At 73.6% G+C, this 18062-nt stretch carries 15 protein-coding genes, 1 tRNA gene and 1 pseudogene; 9 read left to right on the plus strand and 8 right to left on the minus strand.

Translation table 11 applies throughout. The annotated features are described in order from the left end of the window. Positions 1-175 precede the first annotated feature (175 nt). The 3 genes and pseudogenes from J1792_RS01220 to J1792_RS01230 form a co-directional block, all read right to left on the minus strand. Positions 176-778: a single-stranded DNA-binding protein gene (locus tag J1792_RS01220; protein WP_372446055.1), complete on the minus strand. Its 603-nt coding sequence runs from the start codon at positions 776-778 to the stop codon at positions 176-178. 42 nt (positions 779-820) lie between these two features. Further along, positions 821-2603 (minus strand): annotated as a pseudogene (locus J1792_RS01225) (GTPase). Beyond that, positions 2600-4222 (minus strand): dynamin family protein, encoded by a 1623-nt coding sequence (locus J1792_RS01230; protein ID WP_086575361.1) that lies wholly within the window; start codon positions 4220-4222, stop codon positions 2600-2602. The pseudogene J1792_RS01225 and the gene J1792_RS01230 overlap by 4 nt, the downstream one beginning before the upstream one ends. A 304-nt stretch (positions 4223-4526) precedes the next feature. Between J1792_RS01230 and J1792_RS01235 the strand changes: the two genes are divergently transcribed. Both J1792_RS01235 and nshR read left to right on the plus strand, forming a co-directional pair. After that, positions 4527-4599, plus strand: a tRNA-Arg gene (locus tag J1792_RS01235). Positions 4600-4784: 185 nt separating this feature from the next. Continuing rightward, the gene (gene nshR, locus J1792_RS01240; protein WP_086571842.1) at positions 4785-5594 is read left to right on the plus strand and encodes an NshR/TsnR family 23S rRNA methyltransferase; all 810 of its coding nucleotides are present in this window, start codon (positions 4785-4787) and stop codon (positions 5592-5594) included. 79 nt (positions 5595-5673) lie between these two features. Here the strand turns inward: nshR and J1792_RS01245 are convergent, their stop codons facing one another. Both J1792_RS01245 and J1792_RS01250 read right to left on the minus strand, forming a co-directional pair. Continuing rightward, a complete protein-coding gene (locus J1792_RS01245) occupies positions 5674-6546 on the minus strand; it encodes a maleylpyruvate isomerase family mycothiol-dependent enzyme (RefSeq protein ID WP_086571843.1) in 873 nt (290 codons plus the stop codon). A 96-nt stretch (positions 6547-6642) separates the two neighbouring features. After that, positions 6643-8877 (minus strand): nuclease-related domain-containing DEAD/DEAH box helicase, encoded by a 2235-nt coding sequence (locus J1792_RS01250; RefSeq protein WP_207246483.1) that lies wholly within the window; start codon positions 8875-8877, stop codon positions 6643-6645. A 137-nt stretch (positions 8878-9014) separates the two neighbouring features. Here J1792_RS01250 and J1792_RS01255 point away from each other — a divergent pair, with 137 nt between their 5' ends. Then, the gene (locus tag J1792_RS01255; RefSeq protein ID WP_207246485.1) at positions 9015-10409 is read left to right on the plus strand and encodes a hypothetical protein; all 1395 of its coding nucleotides are present in this window, start codon (positions 9015-9017) and stop codon (positions 10407-10409) included. Further along, entirely contained in the window at positions 10406-10741 is a 336-nt protein-coding gene (locus J1792_RS01260) for a hypothetical protein (protein WP_207246487.1), read from the plus strand. Before J1792_RS01255 ends, J1792_RS01260 begins: the two co-directional genes overlap by 4 nt. Before the next feature lie 2 nt (positions 10742-10743). Here the strand turns inward: J1792_RS01260 and J1792_RS01265 are convergent, their stop codons facing one another. Together J1792_RS01265 and J1792_RS01270 are read right to left on the minus strand one after the other, a co-directional pair. Beyond that, on the minus strand, positions 10744-12837 hold the full coding sequence (locus tag J1792_RS01265) for a tetratricopeptide repeat protein (RefSeq protein ID WP_207246489.1): 2094 nt from the start codon (positions 12835-12837) through the stop codon (positions 10744-10746). 199 nt (positions 12838-13036) lie between these two features. Then, positions 13037-13276, minus strand: coding sequence for a chaplin (locus tag J1792_RS01270; protein ID WP_086573235.1), 240 nt, complete (start codon positions 13274-13276; stop codon positions 13037-13039). 226 nt (positions 13277-13502) lie between these two features. Here J1792_RS01270 and J1792_RS01275 point away from each other — a divergent pair, with 226 nt between their 5' ends. Further along, positions 13503-14243: a 4'-phosphopantetheinyl transferase family protein gene (locus J1792_RS01275; protein WP_086573239.1), complete on the plus strand. Its 741-nt coding sequence runs from the start codon at positions 13503-13505 to the stop codon at positions 14241-14243. A gap of 52 nt (positions 14244-14295) precedes the next feature. On the opposite strand, the gene J1792_RS01280 is transcribed toward J1792_RS01275, so the two are convergent. Continuing rightward, on the minus strand, positions 14296-15264 hold the full coding sequence (locus J1792_RS01280; protein WP_242645415.1) for a polyprenyl synthetase family protein: 969 nt from the start codon (positions 15262-15264) through the stop codon (positions 14296-14298). 263 nt (positions 15265-15527) lie between these two features. Here J1792_RS01280 and J1792_RS01285 point away from each other — a divergent pair, with 263 nt between their 5' ends. The 4 genes from J1792_RS01285 to crcB all read left to right on the plus strand — a co-directional run bounded on the left by J1792_RS01285 (position 15528) and on the right by crcB (position 18032). Further along, entirely contained in the window at positions 15528-16778 is a 1251-nt protein-coding gene (locus J1792_RS01285; RefSeq protein WP_207246490.1) for a styrene monooxygenase/indole monooxygenase family protein, read from the plus strand. A gap of 71 nt (positions 16779-16849) precedes the next feature. Then, entirely contained in the window at positions 16850-17320 is a 471-nt protein-coding gene (locus J1792_RS01290; RefSeq protein WP_086573230.1) for a fluoride efflux transporter FluC, read from the plus strand. After that, positions 17320-17679 (plus strand): DUF190 domain-containing protein, encoded by a 360-nt coding sequence (locus J1792_RS01295; RefSeq protein WP_086573229.1) that lies wholly within the window; start codon positions 17320-17322, stop codon positions 17677-17679. The genes J1792_RS01290 and J1792_RS01295 overlap by 1 nt, the downstream gene beginning before the upstream one ends. After that, positions 17676-18032: a fluoride efflux transporter CrcB gene (gene crcB / locus J1792_RS01300; RefSeq protein ID WP_086573227.1), complete on the plus strand. Its 357-nt coding sequence runs from the start codon at positions 17676-17678 to the stop codon at positions 18030-18032. Before J1792_RS01295 ends, crcB begins: the two co-directional genes overlap by 4 nt. Positions 18033-18062 lie beyond the last annotated feature (30 nt).

The following is an 18062-nucleotide window of genomic DNA, read 5'->3' on the forward strand; positions in this document are numbered from 1 at the left end:
CCACCGGGCAACTCAAAACTCAGAAGCCCCCGTTGCTATGGAGAAGGATCTTAGGGAGCGCTCAGAACCCGCCCCCCGCACATGCCTTCGCATCACCGATCCGAATCGGAATCGTTATCGCATAGGCGTACCGGACCCGGAATTATCGACAAATCACCGGGACAAAGCGCTCATTTCACAGGGGCGTCGTCAACGCCGGGCCGGGCATCACCGCAGTCCCGGCCGGGTCGCGGGCCCCCGTCGGCGCCACCGGGAGCGCCCCCGGCCCCGCGCCCGCCAACCGCACCGGCTCGACCGGGAGCGGCCGCGCCGGTGACACTCTGCGGAATGCCGACGTACCGCGAGTGAGATCGTGGCCGATCGACGCGGCGTCAATGTCGGCCGAAAGCCAGCGCTTTCCCTCGCGCTCCTGCTCCTGAATTCGCAACTTTCCCTGGACGATGACCGGTTCCCCCACGGACACCGAACCCACCACATTCGCCGCCAGCGTGCGCCACGCCCACACCGTGTAGAAGCTGGTGTACGCGTCCTCCCATTCCTCCCGCTCCCGGTCCCAGCGGCGCACGGTCGCCGCGAGGCGGAAGCGCGAGACGGCCGAGCCGTTCGCCGCCTCCCTGAAGTCGGGCTGCGTGGCCACGTTGCCCACGACCGTCACCACTGTCTCGTTCATCCGGAACGCCTCCCCCGTCGTCGTCTCGGATCTCATGGTGCCCGCGACGTCCAGATCCCGCCGGGGGCTGTGGACGACGTACCGGTTGTGGACAACCGCCTCCCCCACGCGAACACCGCCCGTACCGCCAGAACTCCTACGCCTCTCTCGTTACGCCTCTCCGGCCGCGATCACGAACTGCGCCCGCACCTCGCGGTACCGCAGCAGCTCGGCCGCCACCGGCTCCAGCACCCGGGCCCGCCCGCACCCCGCCGCCGCGCCCCGCAGCCGGTGCTCCGTCTCCAGCCCGTAGCCCCGCGCGGGCCCCCGCGCCGCGATCCGGCCGCACCACGCCAGGACGGGGCCGCCCAGGCTGCCGCCGGCCAGCAGCTCCGCCGGCAGCCACCACGGCCCGCCGAAGTCCCCGGTGAACATGCCCACCAGCCACGCCGCCCCCAGCAGTTGCATCGCCAGCAGCACCCCTGCCCCGCCGCGATCGCCGCCCACCAGCGGGGCCGTACCGCCCGCGCCGTACCGCCGACGCACGTCGCCGCCGTCTCCGCGGCCACCGCCGCCACCTCGTCCAGCGCCTCCGCCAGCCCTCCGCGCCCCGCGCCGCCGCCTCGCGCACCGCCTGTGCCCAGGGGCCGGGCAGCCCGGCCGAGGCCTCGTACGCCAGCGCCCGTACGGCCCGTTCCACCAGCGGCCGGGAGGCCGTGCGGCGCTGCGGCGCCGCGTAGCCGACGGGCTCGGTGTCGTCGGCGGTGTGGTGCCGGGCGCGCGCGCCCAGGAACAGCCGGTCGTGCCAGCCGCGCACCCGCTTGAAGGCCGTGCCGCACGCCCGCTCGGCGTCCCGCCGCCAGGCCCGCTCCGCCGACAGCCCGGCGGCCTGGGCCCCCACGGCCTCCGCCAGCCGGTCCTCGAACTCCTGTCGCGCCCGTTCCGTCAGCCCCGGCCGCCCGTCGGCCACATAGGCCCTGCGCAGCCGCGCCGACACCCCGTCCACGTCGGCCGTCAGCCGCAGCTCCGCCGCGCTCCGCCGGCTGGTGAACGCGCCCAGGGCCTCGCGCAGTTCACCGACCCCCTCGCCCGTCAGGGCGGACAGGGCCAGCACCGCCGCCCCCGGCTCGCCGTGCTCGCCCAGCGCCAGCCCGTCCTCGTCGAGCAGCCGCCGCAGGTCGTCCAGGACCTGGTCCGCCGCGTCCGTGGACAGCCGGTCCACCTGGTTGAGGACGACGAACGTCACCTCCGCGTAGCCGGCCAGGGGCCGCAGATAGCGCTCGTGCAGCACCGCGTCCGCGTACTTCTCCGGGTCCACCACCCAGATCACCGCGTCCACCAGCCCCAGCAGCCGGTCCACCTGTTCACGGTGGCCCACCGCCGCCGAGTCGTGGTCGGGCAGGTCGAGCAGGACCAGGCCGCTCAGCGCCGGGTCGTACGGCCGGACCGGCTGGCGGCGGGCCCGGGCGGGGATGCCGAGGCGGTCGAGCAGTCCGTCGGCGCGGTCGGTCCAGGCGCAGGAGAAGGGCGTAGCCGTCGTCGGCCTGCGCACCCCCGCCTCCGAGAGCTGGGCCCGCGCGAGGGCGTTGAAGAGGGAGGACTTGCCGCTGCCGGTGGACCCGGCGAGGGCCACCACCGTGAGGTCGAGTGAGTGCCGGTGGCGGGCCGCGGCCTCCTCCAGCACCCGGCCCGCCTCAGCGAGCGTGCGCCGGTCCAGTCGGGCCCTCGAAAGCCCCACCAGCTCGCGCAGCGCGTCGAGCCGGGGCCTGAGGGCCTGGCCGGCGGGGGAGGTCGTCACCCGGGGGCCCGCGGGCACCAGGGGGCGAGCGGCGACCGGGACCGGCCGCTCGGGTTCGGCTCCCGGGCGGGAGCCGCCGTCCGGCCGGCCGCGGCGTGCGATCAAACCGTCGTTCCAGAAGCGGCCCACCTCGTCTGCTGACGGCACGGCGGTCATCTCTCCTTCTGCAGTAGGGACAGCACCGCGATGAGTTCGACCTGATGCTCAGGGGTCAGGTCGAGGGCCTCGAGGGGGGCCGTCCTGCGGTCCCGCTCGCCTTCGAGGACCCGTTCGAGACAGTCGGACAGCAGGTCGCCGCCCCGGTCGCGCAGCCGCAGCGCGGCGCCGGCCCCGAGCGTCCTGGCCAGGGAGTCCCCCGCCGCACTCGCCCGGCCGCCGCCCAGCAGCGCCGCCGCCAGCAACGCGGCGGTCTTCTCCGCCTCGTTGCCGCGGTCGCGCTCCGCCGCCCGCACCTCCTCCTGGGCGATCTCCTCCAGGCAGCGCCGCCACCGGCGCACGGCCACGCCGACGCGCCCGCTCGCACCGTCCGGGTCGCGGGGCGCGAGCGCCGCCTCGGCCGCCGGGTCGCCGCCGCAGGCCGCCGCGATCTCCTCGTCGGCGGCGTCGGCGGCACAGGTCAGCAGGGCGATGACGGAGCCGGTGAGCGCGTTCAGCAGTTCGTCGGGGGTGCTGTCGTGGGGATGCCCGCGCCAGTGCGTCAGCGCGTCGCCGGCGAGCGCCTCCCCCGCCGCGATCTCACGCCGGACGCGCTCGACCGCGCGCCCGTACGCCTCCTCCACGCTCTGCAGCATCCGGACGGCCGCCGCGTGCTGCACCGCCGAGGCCCCGGCGAGGCCCGGCAGCCGCGAGCCCAGCGAGGAGAGCACGCCCCGGGCGGTACGGGCGGTCGCCACCGTCCGCGCGGCGGGGTCCTCGGCCCGCTGGGCGAGCCAGGCGCGCAGTCCCGCCACGGCGGTGGCGGGCAACAGCCCGCTGCCGTCGGCCGACTCGGGCAGTTCGGGGATGGTGAAGCGGGGCACGTCGCCCAGCCCGGCCTGCTCCAGCATGGCGTCGTACTGCCGGGAGACCTCGACGGCCACCTGATGCGGCACCCGGTCCAGCACGGTGACGAGCGTGACGTCGTACTCCTTGGCCGTACGCAGCAGATGCCAGGGCACCGCGTCGGCGTACCGGGTCGCGGTGGTGACAAGCACCCAGATGTCGGCGGCGCAGACCAGCGAGGCGGCAAGGTCACGGTTGTGCTCGACAAGTGAGTCGATGTCAGGTGCGTCGAGGAGGGCGAGCCCGCGCGGGAGGGCGCGGTCGGTCTCGATGCGCAGGGCGAAGGGCTCGTGCTCCATGGCATCCGCCGACACGTCGTCGTCCATCGCCTCCGCCTCGTACGCCGCCGCGGCGCACTCCTGCATCGGCACCCACACCCGCTGGAGCCGGGGCAGCACCCGCGATCCGGCGAACCAGTGATGATCGTCCGGATGGCAGACAAGGACAGGCGTGCGAGTCGTCGGCCGCAGCACCCCCGCCTCAGTGACCCGGCGCCCCACAAGCGAGTTGACCAGAGTGGACTTGCCCGCCCCCGTGGAGCCCCCCACGACCGCCAGCAACGGCGCTTCGGGGGCGCACAGGCGGGGCACCAGGTAATCGTCGAGCTGCGCCAGGAGCTCGGCCCGGTTCCGGCGGGCACGTGCTGCGCCGGGGAGGGGGAGCGGAAAGCGTGCGGCGTCCACGCGATCACGCAGTGCGGACAGCGCGTCAAGCAGTCGGGGCCGTACGTCCAAGGTCGCCACACGTGCAGAATGCCCAATTCTGGTGTGTTTTTGAAGCGTATAGCCCCTGGCGCGCGAGGCGTGGCGCAAGGGGCTCAGGCATAACGAGTACACAACACCCGGCGCCCGGGGCGTCAAAAACGATGCGAAATTCGCACCTGCCTGCGATTATCAGGACCGCTTCACCGAACCTCCACATCGTGTCACGGAGGTGAAGCAACCGGGACGAGGTACGCGGAGCCCTATCCTTGTCCCCGGCAAGGTCACGGCACCACCGAGCCCGGGGCTTCAGCCGTCCGCGACCGCCGTACAACCGGCCCCCGTAGCTCAGTGGATAGAGCAGGCGCCTTCTAAGCGCTTGGCCGCAGGTTCGAGTCCTGCCGGGGGCGCTCGCTCCATGTTCCGCGCCTCTCTTCCCCGGAGGGGCGTTTTGCTGGGCGGCGGGGCCCACCGCCTCCGCCCCCTCCCTCCCCTCCGCATGGTCACGGACCGCGACGAGAGCGACCCGACGGGCGCGGGGCCGGCCGTCGCTCGCTACCGCATCGCCGCACCCCGGAGCCGTTAGGATCAACGCATGACTGAGTTGGACACGATCGCAAATATCTCCGACCCCGCGATTCAACGAATTATCGATGTCACCAAGCCTTCGAGGTCCAACATCAGGACTACGCTGATCGAGGACGTCGAGCCCCTTATGCAGTCCATCCATGCGGGGGTGGAATTCATCGAGGTATACGGCAGCGACAGCAGCCCGATCTCTCCCGAGCTGCTCGATCTGTGCAAGCAGCGGAACATTCCCGTACGCCTCGTCGATTCGTCGGTCGTCAACCAGTTGTTCAAGGGGGAGCGGAAGGCCAAGACCTTCGGCCTCGCCCGCGTTCCGCGCCCGGCCAGGTTCGGCGACATCGCCAAGCGGGGCGGGGACGTCGTCGTGCTCGACGGCGTGAAGATCGTCGGCAACATCGGCGCGATCGTGCGCACGTCGCTCGCGCTCGGTGCCGCGGGAATCGTGCTGGTCGACAGCGATCTCACCAGCATCGCCGACCGGCGCCTGCTGAGGGCCAGCCGCGGCTACGTCTTCTCGCTTCCCATCGTCCTCGCCGATCGAGAGGACGCGGTCGCCTTCATTCGGGACAGCGAAATGTCGCTGATGGTCTTCGACGCCGACGGCGAACTCACGGTGAAGGACCTGGGCGGCAAGCAGGAGCGTCTGGCCCTGCTGTTCGGCAGCGAAAAGGGCGGACCTTCGGATCTTTTCAAGGACGCGTCCTCGTCCTCGGTATCGATTCAGATGATCAGCTCGACCGAGTCCCTGAATGTCTCGGTCGCGGTCGGCATCGCGCTGCACGAGCGGATCGACAAGAATTTCGCCGTCAACCGATAAGCCGGCGCTTCACCCCTCCCGGGCGGGAGGGGTTTTCGCCGCGCGACGCCTTGGCCGGGCCGAGGTCGCCGGACGCCGGCTAGGCCAGCACGTGGTCGAGCCAGTGATGCACCAGGCTGACGTCACCGGAGACGCGGATCCCCGGGGCGGTGACGGGCAGCCGCCGCTTGCTCAGCAGCAGCAGCTGATCGGCCGGCGCTCGAACGGTGACGTCCGGGCGGCCGCTGTCGGGAGCGACGATGGCGGGGCCCGAGGGCGACAGGCGCAGCAGCCACTGCCCGGACCGGGACGGGGAAGTGCCGTCGCCCTGGAAGAGGATCAGCTCGCCGGAGCGGCGCAGATCCACCACCCGTGGGTTGAGGAACGCGGCGACACCCGGCTCGCCCATCGAAGTGAACCAGAAGTTCAGGCTGTTCAGGGCCACGTCCGGGTCGAGCCGGGGCTCGACGCCCAGGGCGATGTCGGCGTCGGCGCGGTGCACGGCGGCCTCGAGCGCACCCCAGGTCGCCCAGAACCGGGACCGGGGCTCGCCGTAGGTCGTCCAGGCGGGCGCGTCGGGTCCGCTCTCCTGCAGGGCGGCGACGAAGGCGTCGGCGGAGTCCGTCACCGGTGAGACCAGACGCTCCTCGACGGCCCGTTCGCCGGACGGGGCGTTCAGGTACGCGCGAGCGAGCGCGTCGACGTAGTGCGACCACGGCATCGCGGGGTCGAGAGCGCCCTCGGGGATCTCGGGCAGGAACACGTGGGGCGGGTGGAACTCGGCACCCGGGCTCGTCAGGATCCCCGTCGCCCAGACGAAGGCCGTGTGCATATGGCCCATGAGGTGGGCCGCGGTCCAGCCGGGGCAGGTATCGATCCGCCCGGCGAAGTCGAGGCGGGCGAGCGCCTTGGCGAGGTGCCCGCTCTGCTCGGCGATCTCCTCACACAGGCGCGCGTGGCTCGGTTTGTACATGGTTTCTCCCTCGGAACGCGGATCGCACGCCCGCCGCCCCTTTGCATCGATTTCGACGTGTGGTCCGTTTCATCCAAGCGTGGTCCGCTGACACCGCTATGACACGTCGCTCAAACCACGCGCCACCGAGCCCAGCCAGAGGCTGTCCCTGGCCCGGGTCATCGCCACGAAGAGCTGGGTCCGGGAGAGTTCCGCGCGCTCCAGGGCGATGTCCTCGTCTCCGACGACGGTGCACGCGCGCGTGGACGTGGCGGAGGGCGCGGCAGAGGGCCTGACGGCGGACATGCCGGAGGACGTGACCGAGGCCGTCACCGGGGCCGCGACGGAGGGCATGGCCGGCGCGGGCTCGTGGTCCGGGAGGTAGACGTGCTTGAACTCCAGGCCCTTCGCCCGGCGGTAGCTGCCCACCTTCACGGCGGCGACCGGCCGGCCGTCGTAGCGCTCGAGGGAGCAGAACGGGATTCCCGCCCGGGCCAGCAGGCGCTGGTAGTGGGCCGTCTCGCGGCGGGAGCGGCAGAGCACGGCCGAGTCGGGCCAGGAGGCCTCTCCACGAGCGCGCAGGGCCGCCAGAAGGGCGTCGTCGTGCTCGGCGGGCGTGCCGGAGACGGACCGGGTGACCTGACCGCCGTGATAGGTGCGGTCGACGTCGCGCAGACCCGCGAGGCGGGTGCCGTCGATGTCGTCGAAGGCGTCGTCCGCCACGACCGCGAGGGCGGCGTCGAGGATCTGCTGGGCGTTGCGGTAGTTGGTCCGCAGCACCTGCCCGCGGTCGCCGCGCACGTCGATGCCGGCGTCCGAGAGCCGGAAGCCGCCGGGATAGACGGCCTGCTGGCCGTCGCCCACCAGCAGCAGCCCGTTGGGGGCGTCCCCGACGAGCGCGTGCAGCAGGCGCACCCCGACGAGCGTGAGGTCCTGCACCTCGTCGGCGATGACCGCCGCGTACGGGGAGCGTCCCGGCCGGGCACGGGCCTCGGCGAGGGCCAGGCTGAGGATGTCGTTGAAGTCGTGCACGCCGCGCGCGCGGCGGACGCGCTCGTACTCCTCGTACAGCGCCCAGACCGCCTCGCGGTGCGGGCGGCGCAGGGCGGCCCGGCGTCGCTGGCGCCGCAGCGTCGCGTATTCCTCGAAACCCGTGATGCCGCGTCCCTTTATGACGCAGTCGATCTCCTCGTGCCAATAGCGCGGGCAGGGGTCGAGAGCGGCGAGGACGCTGGGCCGGCCGCACCGCACCCAGGCCCTGCTGAAGGCGTCCTCCGACCGGCCGCCGTGCAGCCGGTGCGGAATTCCGCGCTCGGCGAGGAATTTCCGCGCCCAGGAATGCAGGCTGCGGAATTCCACCCGGTCGGCGACGGCCGGTGCCATCGTCCGCAGAAACGTGCCCTGGACGCGCGGGAGATTGCTGGCGAAGGTGACGTACAGAATCCGCCCGGTCGTGCGCTGGGCGAGATGGGCGGCGCGGTGCAGCGCCACGACGGTCTTGCCGGTGCCCGCCGGACCGCTCACGCGCGCGGGGCCGGACCAGTTGCGCCGTACGAGGGCGACCTGGTCGGGGTGCAGGAAGGTCATCCACCGTTCGACGGGGGCGCGGCGCGCGGCGTCCATGGCCGCGTCGCACAGGCTCGCGATGTCGAAGAGGGCGTTGTCGTCGGCCGTGTCGCCGGAGGCGGCGTCGGACGTGCCCCCGCCGTCGGGGGCCGGGCGGCCGGAATCGGCGGAGGGCACGGACGGCTCCTCGGGGACGTACGAGCCCTCGTACGCCGGGAACACCACCTCCAGGTGGTCGGCGATCGCACACACCATGGCCGCTCCCAACCGGGTGCGCTCGGCCAGCAGGGCGGGGCCCACCTCCCGCTCGCCCAGCAGCCGTACGCGGTCGAGCGTGCCGTCGAAGGAGCGGCCCGCGAAGACCATCAGCGGCTGGACCGCCACGGGCGACAGGCCCAGGGGCGCCAGCGCCACCTCCGCCACCCGCGTCACGGCCAGGAGCTTGCCGATCTCGCCGTCGCGCCGCTGGCGGCCGGCGGTGAGATGACCGTCGGCGGCGCCGGGAGCCGCCCGCCAGTTCTTGACGTCGATGACGAAGACCCCGCCGGGCCCGACCAGCAACATGTCGACGTTGGCCGCGCGCGTCCCCGGCCACCGCCGGTCCACCAGCAGCCGCCAGCCGCGCCGGGTGAGCATCAGCAGCTGGGCCGCGACCTTGCGCTCGCCCTCGCTCGCCGCCTCCCACCGCCGGGCCTCCTGCTGCGCGGCCCGCAACTGCTCGCGCAGCTCACGCTCGTGCCGCCGGGCTTCCTGAGCCCTGTTCGATGCCGAACCACCAGCCTCCATATCCGCCCCCTCGCCTACACACTCCCCCACGAACTTGCATATATACACAAAGTAATGATCGAACAACGCATCGCCATCACCCCAGAGGCGGCCGGTATCGTCTGCGGGGTCGGAGCAGGCGAGATCAAGGAGCGGCGGTGCCGGACACAGGAGCATCCCGGGTCTCGTACGTCCCATTGAGGGACGACGCCGCGCGCTGGACGACCGCCTCTCCCGTGCGCACGGTCCTGGGCGTCATCCACAACGTCACCTCTGCGACACGGCTGTTGGACCTGCTGGAGCCGTTCGAGGGCGATCCGCGCGTCCAGGTCGTCTTCACCTGCACGGGGTCGTCTGCGTTCGAGGCGGGGATACGGGAATTCATGACCGCCCGCGAACTTCCTTGCATATCCTGGGAGATGGCCCTCGGCGAGAAATTCGACCTCGCCGTGAGCAGCAGCCGGGGTGGCGAACTGCAGAAGATCGACGCGCCGCTCGTCGGCGCCCCGCACGGCGCCGGGTACAATAAATACTTGCAGCGAAACCGGAAACCGGAAACCGGAAACCGGAAACCGGAAACCGGAAACCGGAAACCGGAGGCCTTCGGCCTTGATGCCGAATGGCTCACTCACGACGGCGAGTTGATTCCTTCCGCCATCGTCCTCTCCCACGACGAACAACGCGAGCGCCTGCGCCGCGGCTGCCCGGAGGCCGTGCCCCGTTCCGTCGTCGCCGGAGACCCCTGCATGGACCGGCTGCGCGCCTCGCTCCCCTTCCGGGAGGAGTACCGCGCCGCGCTCGGCCTGCGCCCCGGACAGAAGCTGCTGGTCCTCACCTCGACCTGGGGCCCGCACTCCCTCCTCGGCGCGAACATGGACCTCGTGCGCCGCGCGCTCGCCGAGCTGCCGTCCGACGAGTACCGCGTCCTGGCCGCCGTGCACCCCAACGTCTGGTACGGGCACGGCGGCTGGCAGCTCCGCGCGTGGCTGGCGCCCTTCCTGCGGGCCGGGCTCATCCTGCCGTCACCGGATACCGACGTCTGGAAGGCGGCGCTCGTGGCGGCCGACGCGTTCGCCGGCGACCACGGCTCGCTGACCCTGTACGCGGCCGCGCTCGGCGTGCCCGGGCTGCTCGGCGCGTTCGGGGAGGACGTGGTGGCGAAGGACTCGCCCATGGACCGGCTGGGCGCGGCGCTGGCCCGCGTGGCGCCGGACGTCCCCCTGGAGCGGCAGCTCGCCCGCGCGGCCGCCGGCCGGGCCGGCGACGAACGGCTCGACGGCATCGGCGCACTGGTCACCTCCCGGCCCATGCGGTCGGCCGAGCTGCTGCGCCGCCTGTACTACTCCCGCATGGAGCTGCCCGAACCGGAGCAGCCCGCCGTCCCCGCCCCGTCGCCCTGCCCCTGCCGCTCCCCGCCGAGCGCCACGAGCCGGTGGCTCCCGCCGCGTACGCCGACGCCCGTAGCACCGCCGACGGAGGGCTGGAGCTCCGCCGCTACCCCGCCGCCCTGCAGGACGCGGTCACCGGCCACCTGCCCGACCCCCACCTCGTGACCGCCGAGGGCGAGCCCGACTCCCGCTGGTCCCGCACGGCCGACGTCGTGCTGGCCCGCCCGCCGGCGCGCGGTGAAACGTTCCGAGAGGCCGCCGAGCGGGTCTTCCGAGAGCATCCGGGGTGCTGGCTGGCGGCCTTCGCCGGAGAGCAGGCGAACAGCTGTGTGGCGTTCACACGGGACGGCGGGCGGACGACGGCCCGGTGGACGGGCGCGGCGCCGCCGGACCCCGTCGCCGTCGCCGCGTCGGCGCTGTACGCGCTGCCGGACGGCGACCGCGTCGTGGTGACCGTGGCCGGCTTGCCCTGCGTCCTCGAACGCCCGGCGGGCTGACCTCAGCCGCCCAGCCGCTCCCGCGCCGTACGCGCCAAGGGGCTGCCCACCCGGTCGTACAGCTCCGCCGCCGTCCGCCAGTCCGCCTCGGCGGCCTCCCGCTCGCCGCGACCGGCCGCGACGTCGCCCCGCAGCAGCAGGATGCCGGCCTGCTCCTCCGGGGCCCCGCACGTCTGCATCAGCCCGGCCGCCTCGTTCAGCGGGGCGACCGCCTCGTCGGAGCGATCGGCACGCACGCGTGCATGCGCGTAGTGCCACAGCGCCTTGGCCTCGTTGAAGGGGTCCGGCAGTGCCGCGAAGAGGTCGCGGGCGCGCAGCAGCAGGCTCGCCGCCTCCTCGTGACGGCGTTCGGCGGCGAGGGCACGCCCGAGGTGCAGGGTCAGCAGGGCCCGGCCCCGCGGGTGGTCGATGCCGTCCAGCGCATCCACCGCGCGCCCGAAGTGCTCGGCAGCCGCGGCGGGGTCGTCCGCGGCCAGCGCCAGCAGCCCCAGCCCCTCCAGCGCGGACGACACGGTACGCGCGTGCCCGGCGGCCGAGGCCAGGCGCAGGGAGTGCCGGTAGTGCTCCGCGGCCCGCTCGTCCCGGGCGTCGGTGCAGGCGAAGGCCAGCTCCAGGTGCATGCGGGACACGGCGAGGGGGTCGTCGCACCGCTCGGCCGCGGCCAGGCCGAGCCGGCAGACGGCGATCCAGTCCGCGTGGTACTTGCGGCGGAAGAAGAAGCCGCGCAGGGCCTCGCACAGCTGCCAGGTCTGTGCGTACCGGTGCGTGCCGTGGGCGAGTTCGGCCACGGCCACCAGATTGGCACGGTCGGCCTCCAGGGCGTCCAGCGCCTCCTCGGCGTCCCGGAACGCGTGCCCGGCGCCGTCGTCGCTTCCGGGGCCCGCGAAGAGCGGGCCGTAGCGCCACCGGGACGAGGTCAGCCGCTCGACGGCGGCGGCCCGCCGCAGGTACCAGTCGGCGTACCGGCCCACCGCCGCCTCGGTCTCCGCGCTCGTGGCGGCGGCCCGCGCGTGGTCGTGGACGAGCCGGTGCATCCGCAGGCGCCCCGTACCGGCCGGTTCCAGCAGTCCCTCGCGCACGAGCGTCCGTACGTCGGTCTCCGCGTCGGCGTCCAGAGCGTCGGCGACGCGCCGCGCGAGCTCGCGCGAGAACTCGGGTGTGGGGTGCGCGCCCAGCGCCCGGTAGAGCGCGGCCGCCCCTTCCGGCAGGGAGGCGTGAGCGGCGTCGAAGACCTGCGGAACGGAGAGGTCGTCCGGCACGGCGAGCGCCTCCAGACGGGTGCGGCGGTCGATGAGTTCGCGGGCGAGTACGGCCGGATCCTCCCCGGAATCGAGGAGTTCACCCGCGCGGGCGCCCGCGATCCGCACGGCCAGGGGCAGCCCCGCGCAGGCGCTCAGGACGTCCTCCAGTGCCGGCCGGTCCAGGACGTCGGGGCGCCCGGCCACGGTGTGGAAGAGGTCGGCGCCCGCCGCCGCGTCCAGCGCCCGCAGCGGCACCGCCAGGGTGCGCGGGTGGGAGGCCCGCAGACCGGTGAGCGGGGAGCGGCTGGTGACGACGACCACGCTCTCGGGGTGGCCGGGCAGCAGGGGGCGTACCTGGCCGGCGGTGACCACGTTGTCGAGCAGCACGAGGGCGGGCGCGTCCGCGGTCAGCGACCGGTAGTGGGCGGCGAGCTCGTCCGGGCCGGCCGGGCGGTCGTCCTGACGGTCGGACAGTTCTCGTACGAAGCCCTCGAGTACGGCGACGGGGTCGCGGGGTCTGAGCGGGCCCTGCGGGCTCATGTCGGCCTGGAGGTGGCCGCCGGGGAAGTCGGCGGCGAGCTGGTGCAGCCAGCGCAGGGCGGTGGCGGTCTTCCCCATGCCGGGCAGTCCGGTGACCACGACGACCAGGGGGGCGGTGCGCCCGGCCCGTTCGGCGGCCGCGCGCGCGAGGATCTCGAAGACCGGATCGCGGTCGACGAACACCTCCGGCGCGGCGTCCAGCAGCCGCGGGGCCCGCCGTGTGGGGGCGGTGGAGTGATAGTGCACGTTCCGCGCCTGCACCACGGTGCCGTGGAACGTGCCGCCCCCGATGGTGTTGTCGTTGCCGTCGCCCATGACGCCCCAGCCCCCAACTCGCCCGGTCCCGCCCCGGTTCCGCCCCCTCCGCGGCCGGGAGGAGTGATCCTACGGGCCGGGCGCACGACGGCGCATGGCGCCCGCCGACGGAGCGTCGGGGGCGCCATACGCGCGGGACGGTTCCGGGTCGGGGAGCGCACCCCGGAGCCGCGGATCGACCGCGTCGGACGATCGCCGGTCAGCTGTTGACGCAGATGTTCCCGGAGGTCGGGTTCAGCAGGCCGACGATGTCGATGGAGTTGCCGCAGATGTTGATCGGGATGTGGATCGGCACCTGGATGACGTTGCCCGAGATGACACCGGGAGAACCGGCCGCCACACCCTTGGCTCCGGCGTCGGCGACCGCGCCGCCGGCCACGCCGACGAGAGTGGCGCCCACGGCGGCGGTGACGACTGCTGCCTTGGCGATACGAGACATGGGGAGACACCTTTGCTTGGTCGTACGGGACGAGCACCCGGTCGGTGACGGCCGGGAGCCCGGATCAACGGGTAGGGGGCACAAAGGTTTCGTTCATGAAGCGTTCGAGTGATGCCAATGCGCACCGATGAACGGAAATGGGGGTTTCCGCACCGGCTTCCGGGCTGGCAGGGTTCCTTCCGTGAATCACGGTGAGATGTCTCGGGCGGCGTCACGGCCGGCGGAACTGATCGGCGCGCTGCTCCCGTCGGCGGTCGAGTCCGCCGAGTCCTTCCACGACCCGGTGGACCCTCCGCCTCTCTTCCCCGAGGAGGAGGCGCTGCTGACCAAGGTGGTGGACAAGCGGCGCAAGGAGTTCACGACGGTACGGTCCTGCGCCCGCGCCGCGCTGGGGAGGCTGGGCTTCGCCCCCTCCCCCATCCTGCCCGGGCAGCGCGGCGCGCCCCGGTGGCCGGCCGGGGTCATCGGCAGCATGACGCACTGCGAGGGCTACCGCGCGGCGGCGGTCGCGCACGCCCGCGACGTGATGACCATAGGACTGGACGCGGAACCCCACCAGCCCCTGCCCAACGCGGGAGTCCGCAGGCTGGTCACGCGACCCGAGGAGCGCGGGCAGCTGGCGCGGCTGGCCGCCCGGCACGCGGGCGTGCACTGGGACCGGCTGCTGTTCAGCGCCAAGGAGAGCGTCTACAAGGCGTGGTTCCCGCTCACCGGCCTCTGGCTGGACTTCGAGGACGCCGTGGTCGAGGTGGACCCCGACGCGCAGACGTTCACGGCGCGCCTCATCGACCCGGCGCCGCTGCTGGCGGCGACCGGAAACCGGCTGGCGGGCTTCAGCGGCCGCTGGCGCGTGCACGACGGCCTGATCGTGACGGCCATCGCCGTGCCCGCGACGCACCGGGCGGCCTCCGACGGGACCACGACGGCCGCCGACCGGTCCGTGGCACCCGCCGTCGTGCCGGAGTAGGGGCGGGGCGTCCGGCGTGCCCCGCGGGGGGCGCGCCGGGCGCCGCCGGAGCTCACCCGTCCTGCGACGCGACCCGGTCGGCGAACGCGGCCAGCTCCTCGCCCCAGCCGGCGGCCAGCGACAGCGACTCCGCCGTGCGGCAGGCGCGCTCGACGAGCTCCTGGATGAGCTCCTCGGCCACGTCGTGCTCCTCCGGCTCCAGCAGGATCTCCCGCAGCAGCTGGGCGTCCCACGCGTACTCCGGACCGCCGTCGAGGAACCCCCGCAGCCGCCACGCGGCGTGCAACGACCGGGCGTACGCCTCGTAGGGGCCGTCGAGGTCCGGCCGCCCGGCGAGCGCCGCGCCCAGCCGCAGCGGGTGGCGCAGGGCGTACCACCCCGCGGCGCAGCCCACGTCGCAGCCGGTCACACAGCGCCCGGGCCAGGGGTCGTCGAGGTATTCGGCGGTCATGGCGTGGTGGCTGTACGAGCCGATCGCCCGTTCCGTGCGCAGCTCGTCCCAGATCCGCCGGGCCTCGGCGGGCAGCGGGGCCATGAGGCGGTCGGCGTGGGCGAGGGCGAGGTCCCCGGCGAGGGTGGCGGTGGACTCCCCGAAGCGCCTGGCCTCGCCCGCCCAGCCGCCGCGCTCGTGCTCGGCGGCGCGGCTGACGTGGAGGGTGGGCATGCCCCGGCGCAGGGCGGCGTTGTCGCGGACGTCGCTCCGTATGAGGGTGCAGGTGTCCAGGAGCTCGAGGGCCGCTGCGGCGTCGACGGCCCGGGAGGCGTCCGGGTCGCCGCCGGCCGCGAGGTAGCCGGTGAGGAAGACCAGGGGGCGGGCCCGGTCCCCGCCCGCCGCCACGAATTCCGCGAGGGACTCCACGAGCCCGGCGCCGCGCGCGTCCGCGGTGCGCCAGCGGTGGTGCTCCTCGTCGAGGACGGTGCGCAGCCGTTCCTCGACCCGGTCGAGCATTCTCGCCCGTTGAAGCCGGGGTGACACCGTTCGAGGCGCCACCGGATGGGGCGGCTGGGGTTGCTTCGTCATCGCGTATCTCCATGGATCGGCTGCGGCCTTCACCGACCCCGACGGGCGGGTGGCTCCGTTCTCGACGGTTCTCGGAAGCGGAAGACGGCGGAAGGTGACCGGCCAGACGACTACCCCGGCACAGCGCGCCGAAAGCGCCGTTTTCCTGCCATCCCCGGAGCCGGGTGACGGTTGGGGCGCCACTCGCGTGCCGTCTGTACAGCGTGCGCCGTGGACGGTTACATCGGGGGCGAGCCACGGAATCCGGTTTTTCGGAGGCAACCATGCGCAGGATTGCGATCGTCGGCGCGGGCCAGGCGGGACTGCAGCTGGCCCTGGGACTGCAGGCGGCCGGCGGCTACGAGGTGACCGTGGTCTCGGCGCGCACACCCGACGCCGTGCGCGGGGGGCGGGTGATGTCCACCCAGCTGATGTACGGTCCGGCGCTCGCCCTGGAGCGGTCGGCGGCCCTGAACATGTGGGACGAGTCGACGCCCCGGATCGACGGCCTGCGGATCGGTCCGGTGGACCCGCCGGGCGTGCCCGTCCCGGAGCGGACCATCACCGCCGCCCTCGACGAGCCGGCGCGGTCCGTCGACCAGCGGGTGAAGACCGCGCACTGGCTGGAGCTGTTCGAGCACCGCGGCGGCCGGGTGGAATACCGGGAGGTCGCCCCCGACGATCTGGCGCCGCTCGCCGCCGGTCACGACCTGACGGTCGTCGCCACCGGATACGGCCCCCTCGGCCAGGTGTTCGGCCGCGACGACCGGCACAGCCCGTACGCCGGCCCCAAGCGCACCCTGGCCTGCGTCTACCTGCACGGTGCCGCGCCCGACCCCGGGCTGCCGCCGTCCTATCTGCGGATGTGGGGCTTCCCGGAGGCCGGGGAGTTCTTCGTGCTGCCGGCGCTGACGGGCTCGGGGCCGTGCGTGATCCTGCTCTGGGAGGGGCATCCCGGCGGCCCCTTCGACTGCTGGGGCGACGTCTCGGGCCCGGACGCGACGCTGCTGCGCTCGCTGGAACTGCTGCGCTCGTACGCGCCCTGGGAGTACGAACTCTTCGCCCGCGCCGAACCGACGGACCCGGGGGCGTGGCTGACCGGGAGCCTGACGCCGGTGGTGCGGCATCCGGTGGCGGAGGTCGCCCCGGGGGCGTACGTCCTCGGCATGGCGGACGCCGTCGTCCTCAACGACCCGATCACCGGCCAGGGGGCGAACAACGCCGCCCGCTGCGCGGAACGTTATCTGGGCTCGGTGCTGGAGCGGGGCGATCGGCCGTTCGACCGGGCGTGGATGCACGAGACGTTCGCCGGCTGGTGGGACCACGCCCGGCACACCACGGCCTTCACCAACATGGTGCTGGACGCTCCGCTGCCCGACCACGTCCAGCACGTCCTGGCGGCCGCCGCCCGGCATCCGGAGCTGGCCCACCGCTACGTCAACGGCTTCGCGGACCCGGCCGACTACCAGGAATGGCTGATGGACGCCGACCGCGCGGAGGCCTGCCTGGCCACGGTCGTCGGCCCGATGGTCTGAAAGCCCGGCGGACCGATGGTCCGAGGCCCGGCGGACCGATGGCGCGGGCAGCGCTGGGCTAGCCTGAGGCGATGGGTACGACGCAGCCGGGGGCGGTGGCACGGGCGGGCGCCGCGCCCGCGCCCGCCCGACGGCGCGGGGCGCCGGGGCAGTGGCCAGTGCTCTGCGCCGTGTCGCTGGGCGGCGCCGCGGGAGCGACCGCCCGCTACGGCGCCGGGCTGCTGTGGCCGACGCCGAGCGGCGCCTTCCCCTGGACGACACTGCTGGTCAACGCGGTCGGGTGCGCGCTGATCGGAGTGCTGCTGGTGACCATCGCGGAGGCGGGCAGCCCGCACCGGCTGGCGCGGCCGTTCCTGGGAACAGGGGTGCTGGGGGGCTTCACGACCTTCTCGACATACGCGGTGGACATCGAGGAACTGGTGCGGGACGGCCACGCGGGGACGGCGGCGGCGTACGCGGCCGCGACGCTCGGCGCGGCGATGGCGGCGGTGTGGACCGCGGCGACGGCGACCCGGCGCCTGATCGCGCGGAGGGCCCGATAATGCCCGCACCCGGCACGGCGTTGCGGCTGACGGTCTACGTCGGCGAGTCGGACACGGCGGCGGGCTCGGGCGGCCTGGGCGGCCGCCCGCTCTACTCCGAGATCGTCCATCGCGCCCACGCGGCCGGCCTGGCGGGTGCGAGCGTCTTCCGCGGCATCGAGGGCTTCGGGGCCTCCTCGCGGATCCACACCTCCCGGCTGCTGTCGCTGAGCGAGGACCTGCCGGTGGCGGTGGTGATCGTGGACACGGCCGAGCGCGTACGGGCCTTCCTGCCGGTCCTGCGGGAACTGACCGGGCCGGGATCGGGTGGCCTGATCACCCTCGACGAGGTCGAGATTCCGCCGGAGACTCCCGCGTGAACTGGCTCCTCGTCATCGCCGGCGCCATGTTCGGCGCCCCTCTGCGCTACCTCACCGACCGTTTCGTCCAGTCCCGTCACGATTCCGTGTTCCCGTGGGGGACGTTCGCGGTCAACGTCACGGGCTGCTTCGTCCTGGGCCTGCTGGCCGGCGCCCTGCCCGACGGGCACCTGCGCCTGCTCCTGGGCACGGGCCTGTGCGGCGCCCTGACCACGTACTCCACCTTCTCGTACGAGACGCTGCGCCTGACCGAGGACGGGGCGCGGGGCTACGCCGTCCTCAACGCGGCCGCGAGCGTGACGTGCGGGGTGGGGGCGGCCTTCGCCGGGGTGTGGGTCGGCCTTCCGGCCTGACCGCACCGGATTCCCCCTCTCTGCCAGGCC

Source organism: Streptomyces triculaminicus, assembly GCF_017349075.1.
Taxonomy (GTDB): domain Bacteria; phylum Actinomycetota; class Actinomycetes; order Streptomycetales; family Streptomycetaceae; genus Streptomyces; species Streptomyces triculaminicus.